The sequence below is a fragment of the Amycolatopsis minnesotensis genome (assembly GCF_039529815.1).
Lineage (GTDB): Bacteria > Actinomycetota > Actinomycetes > Mycobacteriales > Pseudonocardiaceae > Amycolatopsis > Amycolatopsis minnesotensis.
Genome location: NZ_BAAANN010000035.1, coordinates 21,793 through 36,409, shown reverse-complemented (window position 1 = coordinate 36,409; position 14,617 = coordinate 21,793). Strand labels below are relative to the sequence as shown.

Below are 14,617 nucleotides of genomic sequence, written 5' to 3'. Positions count from 1 at the left end.
GCGCAGCGGGCCATGGCCGAGATGCGGGCCACGGCCGACGCGCGGCTGAACGAATGGCGCGAAGCCGGAATGCTGCGGCTGAGCCTGGGCACCAGCGTTCGCCACGCCGCCGAGACCGAAGTGCTCGACGTTTTCGCGCAGATGATCGGCCAGCGCTGGTATTCCGGGAGTCGGGCCTTGAGCAGGGTGAAGACCATCGCGGAGGGCGAGAAACAGCCTCCGGACACCCGTTTGGAGTGGCGGGCCGATGGACGCAGGAAACTTGGCGGCGAGCTTCGGCGGATCGACGGCTCGGCGGCGCTGATGGCGGGTTGGCTCGTCTCCCGGATCCGGCGTGGGCCGGGGCAGGACCCGCGGAGTCTGCAGGGCAAGGTCGTCAGGGCCATCGACGAGGTGTCCGTGGCCACCGCCGAGCAGCTGGATCCCTGGCTCACGAAGGGATACAAATTCCTCCGGCCGCCGAATGAACTCACGGCGGGACCGCACAGGAGGGGCCTGCGCATGCTCGCCTTGACGGTCGGCAGGATGGCCGCCGGGACCGACGCTCCGCAGTATGAAGGCCGTCCCACCGAGCAGGAGCTGAGCGAGATCTCCGCCAAGCTCGACCAGGGCGGGCACGACGCCGCTCTCCTGCTCGCCGAACTGGCGGGAAACCCGAGTGGAGACCCCAGGTTCCTGCGCTTGGACCTCGAACGGGCCAACGACGCGATCGCGTCGGCGACCGAGGAGGACCGGCGGGAGTGGCGAAACGCGGCGATGCGGATCCTGGGTCACGTCGGCTTCGGTGCACCGACGAAACTGGCGGAGGTCATCGGATTCTGGGCGGTGGGCAACGCTGCCGAGCGCGCGGCGACCACAGCGTTCGTCAAGGATCTGGAAAGCCTCTTCCCGACCTTCACCGCGCCGTTTTCGCGGCCGCTGCAAGGTGTCCAAGAGGCGGCCCTCGCCGTGGCGGGAGAGCTCGGCCACCGCACGGCAAACCTGCGCGGCACGTATGAAGGCTTCTTCGGTCTGGACTCGGAGCAGCACCGACGTGACAACGAAGCCGCCGATCCACCCGTATCCGGTGACGTCGAGATGCCGGACGCTGGGCTGGACGCCCCGCACAGGGCGGCACCGGGAGAGGAACCGCTCGATCAGGAGATGACCGACGTCGGATCCGACGACATCCCCGACTCACCGTCCGCTCTGACCGCGATGGGGTCTCCGAGCGTCGCCGGTTCCGAGGTCGTCGCGGTCGACGATCGTGGCACCGGGATCGCCGCGGAAGAGCAGGCATTCCTCGAAAGCTGGCAGGAACACATCGCTCGCGGCCGGGAGTACCTGCGTTCCGGCGATCCCGGCGTGGGGCACGCGGTCGGGCGGGCGAAAGCCATCCTGGGCCTGCAGCCGCTGCCCGAACACGGACGTGGTCCGCTCGCCAGCAGGCAGCGTGACTTTTGGGAAGGCATAACGGCAGCCGTCGCTCGCGAAGCCGCCATCGCTGGCATCCTCGATTCCCCGGCCGAAGGCTTCATCAACGCCGCCCGTGCCCGGGACCTGACGCGGTTCACCGGACCTTGGATCAACGCGGACGGTGGGCTTCGGATCGTCAGTGCCCGGCGGCGGCTCGCGGCGCTGGCGATCAGTGGAGGCGAGATCGCCGTAAGAGCCCTACGCGAACGTGCGGCGCACGAGCTTCGGCAGCGTCTGTCCCACCATTTCCGCGAGCACACGCCGGAGGCTTCCGATCGGATCGCGCTGATCGACCGGATAATGGGTCAGCTGGACCTGGAGGTGCGAAATCACCTCATCACACTGCTCGCCGGTCAGCTACTCGCCGAGCAGGAGGTCCAGGCGCTGGCCGCCCGGATGCGGCTCGATTTCCTGGATCTTCACCAGACCGGGATCGGGGAAGTGCACAAGCGGTTCACGACGGCGGTCCAGAGCTTTGGTGACCAGCGCAGGTCTCTGGCGGGCATCGCGCGGCAGAGAGGTGAGGGCGCGGTGACAGCGTTGCGCCAGGCCGCGGAGAACTTCCTGTGGGACCAGAAGCCGGTATGGGCTCCGGGCGTCGGGCCGGACCGCGAGTCGCACGAGAAGGTGATCGACGAGCTCGTCACGCTCGTCGCCGGAGAGTTGGCGCGAAACCGGAATCGAGCGGAACTCCGGGACAAGCTGTCCGACGTGCTGCATGCCGCTCAGGAACTGCTCACCTGGACGAAGTACGGACAGGTGCCGCAGGATCCGGACGTGGACCTGACGCAAAAGGACGAGGGGCTCAGCAAGGTCGGGTACGACGCAGCGCAGCGGCACCTCGTCTCGCGGATCCAGCAGTTCCGCGAGAACTGGAAGGACGAATTCGCGCGGGGCCGGAGGATGCTCGACGGCTTGACCGAGCAGGATCGGAACGCGGTCCTGGAGATCGCGGTGGACCAGCTCAGGCTCACGGACGAGAACTGGTTCCCGGCGAGCACCGGGACGGTGGCGTGGGACGGGACCCACTGGCCGTCCGGCCTCGACGACGACGGGCTGGCCGAACTGCGGGAGGAGCTGACCTTGCTCGCCGTGCCGGGCAGCATCGCCTTGCACGCGATCCGCGGCGAAGACGCCATCGACGCCGCGAAGGATGCACTTGCCTGGCAGCAGGCCTTGTTTGACGGGGTCACGGAACCTCTGCGGGCCAGCCGTTCACCAGAAGACGAGCGCCGACATATCGAGGCGTGGAAAGAAGCGCTCAGACTGGACCGGGACTGGCTCGAAGAGGCAGACGAGATCATCGCGGACGCTGGGCGGCGGTACCCGAACGAGAGTATTGCGGCGGCTCCCCGGCTCGAAGCCGCACGGGACGAGCTGAACCGCCGAAACGCGGAACTGCAGCGCAGGCAGCGGGAAATCGATGCCGATCGCACGGCGACCGAACAAGAAAAGACCGAGCTTCAGTCGGAATGGGAGGAGCACAAAAAGGCCCGTGCGAAAAATGACGATGATGTGGCGTCGAACGCGTACCTGGCCGAACTGAATCGCTTCGGTATCGACCGTGTGCGGCAGGCCAGGGAAAGAAATTGGCTGGAGGAGGAAGAGCAGGAGACGACCGCACCGTCGCGATACGACGCACCGGAGCGTCTGGATCGTCTTGGCGCACATCTCGCGTACAGGAGGACCCGCATCGACGCCGAGTCGGACCGGCGTGCCAACGCCCTTGACCAACTCGCGGGTATCCGTGAAACGGTCTACGAGGGTTTCACGGACCGCCCAGACCTCCGTCTCGGCACCGTGGTCCACCATCGTGACGAGCACTGGCTCGAGCACAACTTCGACCCCGAGGCCAAGCCGAACTCTCACGGCCCGGAGTATTCCGGGACGCCGCGGAGCGAGCCACCTGCCTACGTCGGAAAACTTCCGGAGGACTCCAGCGACCCCGCGGGGGCACTGGCGTTGCTGAAACTTCGAGGCCAGCGCCACGAGCTGTTCGGCTGGGCAGGCAACGTGCTGACCGACCGCGAGGACGCTGAAGAACTGCGAAAGCAGGTTGTGCCGCTCCTCGACTTCCGATCGCTGCCCGCCGGGACGCATCCCCGGATCCTCGCCGAGTGGGAACTGCTGCGGAGCGGGATGACCGACCTGCTCGCCGCGCTGTACTCACGGCCTTCCGGAGCGAACGATGCCCGGCTCGCCGCGGCGCGGTTCTGGATCGATGTCTTCGCCGCGGAATTCCCGGGCGCGCTCGTTCCCTCGCTGAACGACCTGGCCGAGCGGATGCGGGAGAGCGTGCCCGTGACGGAAGCCCGATTCCACCGGCTGAAGATGCTGCCGTGGCTCACGCCTCGCGAGGGGCTGGCCCGCGTAGAGCTCGAAAACCAGCGGCCGATCTACCACACCGTGCTCGACGCGCTGGGTTATCTGTCCTATGTGGATCACGATCTGGTGGCGACGTCGTACGCGCCGTTGATCGCCGCCGAACTGCGTAACGATGGCAGCGACTTGAACCGCGACAGCGGCGCCTTGGCAGGGCAGGGGCCGGCGCCCCGCGACCTCGCGCACGACGCTCTCGACGACCTGTTCGACAACGCGATCGAAGACAGCGGTGATCAGCGACGCGAACGCCCTCCCCCGGTGAGCCCGAATGCGCGCGCGAGGGTCGTCCAGCAGCTTCTCGAAAGCATGGAGCCCGATCGGCGGCAGCAACTGGAGTCCGTGGTGGACGAACTCATGGCGCGGGAACGTGACCGGCCGACGTACGGAACTCCACGTGCGTCGATCGCGGCGATGGTCCGCACGCTCCTGATCGGCGGGCTGGACAAGCACGTGCGCCGGACCGGCGCGGATCCCCGTGAGTCCTTGAAGCCTTCGGACCCGTGGTACCGCGAAGCGGCCGGTGTGCTCGACGACCTGCTGCCCTTGGAACCGCACGCCCGCAACCGGCTGCGGGGCCGCTGGGGCCAGTTGGCGCTGATCAACCGTCAGAACTTCGTGGACCAGGTCCCAGAAGCCCTGACGAACTGCTACTCGGCCACGGTCTCGGGGTTCGAGACGCAGGGCGGCCACCCGAGCATCGCCACCTTGGAGGGACCGCGGCGGGCCTTGGAACTCGAGAACTACTTCCACGCGCGGTTCGCGCGCGTCGCCGGGATGGACCAGATCAGCAGGGCCATGCTCGACCACGACCGGGGCGCTAGCGCGCACGGTGTGCTGATGACCGTGCGGGTCAGGGGCGGACGTGGCCATCCGGTCCGCGTCGTGCGCGATCGCGGTGACCGCCATGTGCACTACATCGACGACCAGTCCGGTGAGATGAAGTACGTCGCGCACGTGGCGCAAGACGGGACAGTCACCTATGCGGACGGTGCGGGAGAGCCGATCCAGCCGGAGCGGCCGTTCCAGACCTGGTTCATGCCGACCCAAGCAGTGGGCATCCTCGAACCGGCGAGGGGGCGTCGTCCGGCCAGCAAGGTCGGCAACATCTGGATCGCGGGCACGTCGAGTGACCAGGAGTCGCGGCCGGACGCGAGGGGTGGTCCGTCGCGTCGTCGGCGCCCGCGTCCTGTGGAATCGGAGGCGGGCCCGGCTTCGGAGACCGCTGCTGTGGCGGCTCCGCCGGTGGGTGCTGGTTCGGCGTTCGACCGGGGTGTCCGGCCCGCTGAGGGGACAGAGCCGTTGATGCCGATCGAGTTCGCGTCCCAGAAGAAAGCCGTAGAAGCTGAGTTGAGTTGGAAGATCTCTTTCGTCAACCTTACTGCGAAAAAAGTCGAGCAGGCGATTGCGGATGCCGGCGGTCGAAATGTGTTGACCGAGTTGCTGCCGCGTGAGGATCAAGGGAAGCTGAACGAACTTCGGGAAGCGATTCATCAAAATGTTCCGGTGTTGCTGGCGGAGGGCCGCGAGTTGCCGGATATGCATTTGCACTTCGGTGCCGCGAAATCGGTGATAAACAAGTTTGATCGACCGTTGCGGGAAGCAGTGCTCAATTGGTTGCTAGATGGTTTAGAAGACGTGGTGGCGCAGTGTATCGAGCGCCCGGAGGGGGATCCAGGCAAGATTGCCAGCAAAGAAGAGTGGTACACCGAAGATGGTCGACTGATTTTGGAAAAACTAGGCGTAAAAATCGAGCTTGATGCACCCAGGGAAAACTCTCATACTCCCGGGTTCGAGTTCAAAGTCTATCATTCTGCGTATGGTCGAATTTCTGATTACCGTCTTGGTCGTGAGCATGGATGGATGTTCTTCACCAGAGATGGCGGGTTGACGGCGGGGTCGTTGCGGCGGTTGGAGTATTTGCTGGACGGGTGGGCTGAGCGGTATGTGGACCGCCCAATGAGTTTCGGGTTCCATGTCAACACGGGTTCGGTTGCCGACAAGCGAGAGTTGGTGAGTCGTGCGGTCACCGAGATTGCCGAGAAAGCTCTGGAACGTCACGAGCTGACAGCGCTCTCGAATCAGGAGGCGCGCGACCGGGCGATAAAAACCGGACTAAGTATATACACAGTGCTCCGTCGTGGTCCTAACCCGTTGTTCTATGGTCGCGCCGAGGGAGTGGTGGGGGATACCTTACGATTTCCGTCGGACCGGTGCCGAAGTGTGTTCTGGCCCAGGAAAACTGAGTCCAACACGGTTGTCCCGGGGGACAGTCCGGTGGAGCTGATAACGCTCGCACCCGGGAAACTGGTCGAACAGGCGCAGCTTTCCCGCGGGCGCGAATGGTCCTGGAAGGCAGACCTCAGCGCGCGTACGGCGACAGATATCAAGGCGGCTTTCGGCAAAGCCAGCCAGCGAAATGTGAATGTGCTTGTGCTACTCCTGTCTGCTGTGGAGCAGGAAAATCTGGATAACCTGCGAACTTTAATGCAGGCTAATGTGCTGACACTTCTGGCGGAAGATCGCGAGTTGCCAGATATGCAGCTGAGTTTCAGTGCTGGCACCAAGGCGATAAAAGATTACGGTCAGCGTCTGCAAGAAGCGATGTGTGAGTGGTTGATGGATGGATTGAAAGGTGCGATAGCGGAGCGCATAGGTCGCGCGAAGGGTGCACCGGGCAAGATTTCGGATAACAAAGAATGGTATGGGACAGACCGTGATTTGGATCTGGCAAAGCTGGGCGTGTCTATCTTTATCGACGAGCCCAAGTACTCGACGAAGCAGGCCGGTTTCGTGTTTACTGTCCACGCTTCCGCGTATCGGCGAATCGCTGATTATCAACATGAGGGCGATTATGGATGGATGTTCTTCGCCAGAGATGGTGGGTTGACGGCGGGTTCGCGGCGGCGGCTGGGGTATCTGCTGGAGGGGTGGGTGCAGGGTAATGCTGGGAAACCTTTGAAGAGGTGGGCCACCCTGGACTTTGACCTGAGGGCCAGGGAAAATACAGACCGACAGAAAATAGCGCGCGATGAGATTGCGACGATAGCCAATTTAGTCTTGTCGAAGCATGGGCTGGACGATTCTGAACGTGTCAATGCGATCACCAAAGCTCTCACCTTACACGTAGAAAGCAGTTCTTCTGTGAGGAGTTCGCTGCTTTATGGGAAGCTGGCGGGTGCGCGAAGGGAGAAGCCCGCGGAGGTCCGGGCTCGGCCGGTGATGTGGCCTGGTCAGATAGAGCGACCAGAGCCGTTGCGTTCCGGAGGGTATTTGATGCCCCTCTTTATTAGACGGCAAAAGTCGAAGGATAGCGAGGAGGTGTACAGGTGGGAGCCTATGGTTGCCGACCAGGACTTAAAAAAGCTGTTCGGCGAGGCGCGCCCTGGCGCCCAAAATGAGCTTCTAAGGAAGCTCCTCTCCGTGGAAGATCAACGCGTTCTAAATGAACTTCGATCGGCGATTCGGGAGAATGTGCTGAGGTTACTGCGTGCGGGTCGGGAACTTCCGGACATGCATCTAGGACTGCGAGTTAGGGATCCGATGCTGAAGGAGCAGGATCTTCTCGTGAGGTTGTGGGGATTGTTGCGGGATGAGTTGGTGGCAGGGCTGTTGGTGGAGGTGCAGGCTAAAATCGAACTTGCCGAAGGTCTGCCGGGGCGAATCGAGAAAAGGAACGAGTGGTACGCCGATAGCGGTGCTCTGGATCCAGGAAAAATTGGAATTGAGGTCCACTGCGATCCTTTTAAGATCGGTCCCGCTCTCGAGTTTGTGTTTAGAGTCTATCGTTCTCCGTATCGGATGATTGATGATTACGGTTCTGGTAATCGATACGGCTGGATGTTCTTTACCAAGGCTGGTGGGTTGACGGCGGGTTCGCGGCGGCGGCTGGGGTATCTGCTGGACGGATGGGCGCGGGAGAATAAGGCCACTTCAAAGCGCGACGCGCCGCGGACCCGGTTGGGTTTCGTGCTGAACCCGGCGACGATGCCCGAGCGCCAGGACGCGACGGAGGAGGTGATCCGCGCGACCGCGCATACGGCGTTGGAGAACTATGGACTGACTGACAAGGATGAGCGTGAAGCCATGATTATCGCCGCTCTTACCCTTCGAGTGGATACGACGCCTAGGAACGGTGCGTTGTTGTACGGCGTGGCCGCCGTGTGCTCGGAGGAGTCCGTGCGGGGTCCGGGCGTTCAAGAAATGGTGATCGACTGGCCCGATCGACGTGCCAAGGCGGTGCCACTTAACGCGGGCGTGCAGCGCAAGAGAGATTTTGTCGCGGGCGGCGTTCGTTTGGGTGTGGACGCGGGCGTGGAGGTGACTGTAGCGGACGAAGTACGGACTTCTTTGCCGGAGTTCGTAAATATGCTGGGGAACCGGATTCTGGGAAGTCTGCAATTGCCCGATTCTGGTAAGCAGGTGTGGCCAGACGTTCGCGCCAGAATTGCGTTGCAAAAAAAATATTTGAATCTGCTTGGCGAATTTTTTCCGGCGAAGGTGGACGGTAAACCGAAAAACATGACCTTGAGGGAGCACTTCCATCGTTTCTTGGATGGCCTGGTGCTGGACAAGGTGCGGTCTTTCCCGGTTCCCAAGGACTATGAGAAAGCTTACCGCGACGTGACCAGTGGTCTGAAAATGGAATTGATGTTCCGTGCTCCTCGTACGATGGTGAAGAGCTTAGATGACGGTTTCTTGGAATTAGGCCTGGTGGATGTCGTCACGGGTTCGTCGGTGAAACGTGATCTGGATTTCGTGTTCGACGAGGGCGGCGGTGAACGGTTGCCGTGGGCGGGCCGGGAGTATCTGTTGTGGCGGATGCGGGATTTCTATAGGGACTTCCTGGCTAAGTCGTCCGGTGATCGGTCGCAGTTGTTCCTGGGTATGGCAACCAGATCTCTGGGGCAGGCGGCGAAGACGGTGTCGGGCATAGATCGGCAGTGGCTCGATCGGGAGCGGAAACACGCTCGGTTCACCTTGTTGAAGAAGCTTGCTGCGGAGGCGGTCCCGGCCGCCAATCAAGCGTGGCTCAAGATCGGTTATGTCAATGGATTGCCGGCGAGGATGGGGGTGCGGGTCTCCACGGTGGTGCCGGAGGTGCCGGTGGTGTCCGAGAGGTCGTCGATGCCGCTTCGGCCCGCGCAGTCGGATCGGTTGAGGGATGCCGGACAGGAAGCGGATGAGGTGCTCGGTGTCTACGATGTTCCTTCCGTGACACCTGCGCAGTCGGCACAGACGCGGCAGGAGTCGTCGGGTCCGCAGGGGGTGAAGCGTAAGCACGACGGGACGGGGGGCGAGTCGTCGGCGAGTGGGCGGAGGGAGGTAGCGGGTCCGTCCGCGGCACCCGCTGGTGAGCAGGAGGATGTGTCTTGGGTAGATGATCTGCTGGGGCCGGATGGGCTCCCTGAGGGCTCGTTGTTTGTTGATGCCGACCCGGCCGATACGGCCGGTTTTGGGCAGCCGGGGAGCGACTATATGGATTCCTGGCTCGATATCGAGCCCGCTTTGTTCAATGAGCTGTTCGGTTCGGCCGTCGAGACGGGCGGTTCCGGTGATTCGGGTGTGACGGGGTTGCTGGAGGACTTCGACTTCGGGGAGGAGGACGGGTTCCGGTTCTCGGACGTGGACGATGCCGCTTCTGGTGCTGATGAGATGGAGGGTGTCGAGGCTGGTGCGCCGCCTGCTGGTTTGCGGTTGGGGCGGAAGTTGGATGGGTATTATGGGCCGCTTCGTGGGGTGAACGCGGATAATTATGACCGGCGTCTTAAGGGGTCCCTGACGAATTGTATTCCGGCGGCGGAGGCGTCGTTGGACACGCTGGCGACTGGGGAGGTGCACAAGGCACCGGGGAGTGCGCCTCAATCGGTGACCGAGTTGGAGAAGAAGTACAACTCCCGGTTCCGGAAGTCCGAGTTCGCGGCGATCCGCGGGTGGCTTGAATCGGAGGGTGCGAACGCGCATGCTTTCGTGCTCGTCCGGGCGACGAGCGGCGGGCTGGCGGATGTGTTCAACGCGCATGTGAGCCCGAACCGGCAGGTCAACTTCTTCAGCGGTCAGGTCGGTCGCTTCGTCGAGCCGGCGGTGGAGCACGGGTTGCTGGTGTGGTTCATGCCCACAAAGAAAGCGTCGCCGGAGGATGAGCTCCCCCGCGAGGGCTTGTTCGGCGGACTATCGGAAGTGGCCGGGATCGAGGCGGGCCAGCCGCCTACCTCCGAACCACAACCTCCGGCGGAGAACGCCTCCGATTCCGGCTCCGACCTGCAGCGAGCCAACGCACCACCAGCGGCGCACGGGCCGCCGTCCGGCGAGGACAAGGACACTTCGCGTCCGCATCCGACCGAGTGGACTCCGTACCTGCTGCGTCACGCGGACTGGTCCGCGCGCCAGCGACTGGCCGGGGCCGGGCTGGACGAGGACACGCTGGCCGGGCTGAAGCGGGACGCGAAGCGCCTGCTGGTTCGTACCCAGCACCCGGTGAAAGCCGGACCGTACGCCGAGGAACTGACCTCCGTACTGATGTGGGCGATGTACGCGAGCGGCGATCGGTCCGGATCGCCGGGAACCGCCGCTTTCGAACGGGCGCTGCGCATCGGCCGGGGTATCGGAACGACCTGGACGACGGCGGACTTCCGGTCCGCGCTCGAGGAAGCGCGGTCCGCGGGAAAGCGGAAGCGCGGGGAAGACAAGCACGAGGCTTTCGGCGAGTGGGTCCTGGCCGGTCTCCGGCGGCGGAACTTCGATCCGGTCGATGCTGAGCTGGTCGCGGCCAGGATGCAGGCCGAGCGCGGCATTCCCGTCGAAGACGTGGTAATGGGCATCGCGCTTTCTCCGTGGACGGAACGGGACCTCGCCGCACTGGGAACGACCGCACCGGACCACTCCGGCGGTACCGCGGAGCACCAGGCAAACGCCAAGCGCCACACCGGCCGGACTCTGCACCGGTTCTTCTCGTTGTCCCGCTTGAAGGATCGTGGTCTTGTCGGCAGCGTCGAGCAGGTCCTCACACAGATCTACGCGCGGGCACTGCGGTCCACGGACGACGCGCTGATGGCGCATGCGGCCGTGGTGGCGCAGGCCATCAAGGACGATCTGAGCTTAGGCCTGAGCCGTCAGGAAATCTACGACACCATGGCGGAGGCGGAACCCAGCGACCTCGAAGACCTGGATGGGGGGCTGTTCGAGCCGATAGCCGATGCGGACGAAGCCGGGAGACTGGATCGTGCGCTCGACGCGTTCAAGATGACTGTGGACGATATCGAGGACGTGATGGCGTACCTGATCGAGCAAGGGGACGAGGAGTACGCCCCGTTCCTGCAGCAGAACATCGTGGAAGTGCTGTGGAAGGCCGACGAAGCGGTGTCGGACGACGACGTGTCGGAGGTGGTGAACTACCTCGCCGCGTTCGGCGAGCAAGATCTCGTCCACCGGACGGCGGATGGCGAATTCGGTCCCGGAACAGGCAGGCGTCCACAATGGACACGGGAACTGCTCGACAAGGTGGCGGTAGCAAACCGCCTTGGCTTGTTCCAAGGTGCCCATTTCGCGAAGGACTACGTACGGAGACTGGCCGATCCCGATGTCCGGGACCAAGCGATTTCGGTGGTGGCGGCCGCGTTGAAGGCCCGGTACGACAACGTGGTTCCAGGACAGGTGGCCAGCACCATCGCCAATCTCATGGGGCTCGCCGACGCTATCGCGGGGCTGACCAACGACCTGGTCGCCGACCTCACCGGGATCGACCCGGCCGAGTTCGGCCATCTCGGCCCGCTCCAGGAGGCGGGCAGGCTCGAACCCCGGGCCGCACCGGCGCGTCAGGAGCAGCCGGAGGCGAGCCCCGAACGGAAGCGGTTCGACGCGGAACTGGAGCACCAGGCCCGTGCCGGGGTAACCTGGGAATCCTGGGTTTCGGTGTGGGCGCAGTTGGACAGGCTGGTCCACTTCGGCGCCGCGCGGATGATCGAAATCTCGAAGAACGACCTGGCCTTCGTCGCGGTCAACCGGCTGAGCCGGGACCCGTCGCGGACAGCGCCCGAGGTCGTGGACCAACTCGCCGAGGAACTCGCGCTCAAGGACGGGCGGGCCGATGCCGTGCAGGACGGAATACGGCTGGACTGGACCCCAGAGCGGGTGCTTCGGGAAGGCAAGGCCGCGGCGAGCGCTGTGCGAGCGCTTGGCGCGTTCGATGAGCGGCTGGCGGATGACCTGATCAAGCTGGCCGAAGGGATCGTCAACTATTCCCAGGCGTTCACTGATCCCTACCGGGCCGAAAGCTCGATGAGAAACGAAAGTCTGGCGTCATTGCTCAAGCGGAGGCCGCCGAATCTGCACTGGCGCGCGCCGATGGTCCGAATCGTCGCTCAGCGGCTCATCGAATCCGGCGTCACCGCGCGTGACCTCGAGCAGGCCACGGCCCTGGCGAACGAGATCGGCGCGAAACTCGGCGTGGCACGGAAACCAAGGTCGGCGCTCGGGGATCCGCCGTTGCCGAGCGGCTATCTGAAGGCTGAGCTGGGCAAGAGCATCGAACCGGGCGCGCGCCGTCCCTTCACGCCGGTACCGGTACCGGTGACGCCGGATGACGGGATGGCGTCCTATCTGGACTACTTCGTATCCGAAGAGCCTGCCGAGGAGCCCGCAACCGAGGACACCGGACCCGCGGAAGCGACCGAACCGCTGGCCCCGGACGGTCCCGACCACCGCGCGACCGCCGCCGAGATCCTGGCGGAAGTGGCCGATGTCGAGCGGCTGCAGGAGGAGAATCCCTTCGGTTACCTCGAAGCCCTCGGCGCGCTCATCGATCAGCTGGACCGCGACGCCTCCCGGGAGGTCGTGGTCGAGGACGCTCGGGACATTGCTTCCGGCCTTGGCGAAGCACAGGGTTCACCGGTGACCGGGCGTTCGGGGATCACGGTGGCCGGCATCGACGACATCGCCAGGGCGGCCGAGGGGCTCGGCGAGATCGACACCACCGGAGTGCGGGAACTGTTCGAGTCCATCGACCTGCGCGATGCCGGTGAAGATCCTCTTGCCCAGCAGGCGCTCCGGCTCGCGGCCGCCGAGGCACAACACCGCCGAGGCGAGGCATTGGCTCAGTACATCGAGCACCTGAGCCGTCTCTCCGGCACGGTCCGGCCGAACCGGGTGCTCCAGCGGAAGTACCGTGGCGAGGACGGCCAGGGCACGGCCGGGCCGTTGACCGGTGGCGCGGGGGTCGCGGACGAGGGCGGGCCGGGTACGGCGCTGCGCGGGAACTACGCCCGGTTGGAGGGGTTGAACCGCACCGAATCGCCAGAACCGGAGCGGCTCGCCGCTCGCATCGAATACGCGGTGCGGTCGCGGGAGTTCGAGTTGAGGCTGGGCGACTACCTCCTCGCGCATCCGGCCGTGGCCGCGGAAGTGGGCAAGCTCGCTGCCGCGGTACGGAAGATGGTGACACCGGAAATGGTCGAGCATTCCTTCGAGAACGTCGGGGACGATCCCGCCAACATGGGGCATGCCGGTCCGGGTGCGTACGAAGAGTTCATCCGCTCGGGCAACATTCGCGAGCGGATGAACTTCCTCAACGTGTTGGCGGACTCCAGTTGGTTCGAGGAGAAGCTCCCCGGATTGCACGATCGGCTTCCGCTGGACAAAGCGGATCGCAAGAGGTTCCGCAGGGACACCGGGCTTCTCGAATGGGTCAACGAACCCATCGACGGGAACGACCCCCTTTTGGCAGGCGTTTCCCACGACACGAGGTTCGAAATCCGCGCCGAGCGCGCGAAATTCCTGCGCACCGATCGTGATCCGGCAACGCTCCGTCCTCCTCTCTCCGCTCGGGAAGCCGAACACGTGCTGGACGACGGGCGGTTGACGTGGAAGCCCGTGGAAAAGCAGCTACACATCGGGATGGGCGGCATCGAGCAGCGCGAGGCCAAGGTCACGGGCGGGCTCATCAGCACGGGTGTGTCCAGGACCTCCTACAAGCTGATCCGCTTCGCCGGGCTGCTCAACGAAAACGGTATGGACTTCGATCTGCCGTTGGTGCGGCTGGCGATTCTCGGGTTCATGCTCGCGGGTGGGCACCACACCTTCCACGAATCCATGCTGGCGATCGAAACCGCGTACCCGAGCCTGGTCTACGTCAACGGCTGGGATCGCTACCGGCGGCTGGCCCCCTTGACGGAGGACGAACTCCGGGAGCACGTCGCCGTGGACGGGAAGTTCCCGGACGAGCACGCGGTCGAACTGGAGTTCCGTGGCACGGCCGGAGCGGCGATCGGCGCTCCGGACGAGCTGCCGGAGCCGGGGGGAACGCTCAGTTTCAGGCAGGCGTTGAACCTGCCTGCCGGGTCGGTGCTGTTCGAGAACAGCTTCCGGTCGGGAGCCGACGAACAGGCGTACTACGCGGAATTCTTCCACCACCTGCGCGGCATCGCGCCGTTCTCGGAACGCGACGACTGCTTCGAGGTGAACATCCACGGATCGTTCTCGCTGATGGACGGTGTCACGTACGTGGCTGGTCGCGGCGAGCGCACGCCCGTGGACTACGCGAGTGAGGTCGCGGGGGTGAAGTTCCGCGATGCCACGTTCGCGCAGATCGCGGAGCACATGCGCGGCCAGCCGATCGGGGCCGCGGGCATGGTGTTCCTCGGGGGTGGAAAGGCCAAGGGGCACTTCATCACGGTGTACAAGGACCGTCGCGGGGTCATCAATTTCCTCGACGTGAAGTTCGCGCGGATGGGTGCGCGGGAGAACTACCCGATCGTCCAGTTCACCCCGTTGCCCTGGACCGGCGCGA

General features: G+C 64.3%; 1 protein-coding gene (cut by both window edges). It reads left to right on the top strand.

On the top strand, positions 1–14,617 hold part of the coding region annotated (locus ABD256_RS33955) for a toxin glutamine deamidase domain-containing protein (RefSeq protein WP_344428643.1) (this coding region is incomplete at its 3' end). The annotated region is longer than the window, extending 18,132 nt past the left edge and 21,792 nt past the right edge; 14,617 of 54,541 annotated nt are visible.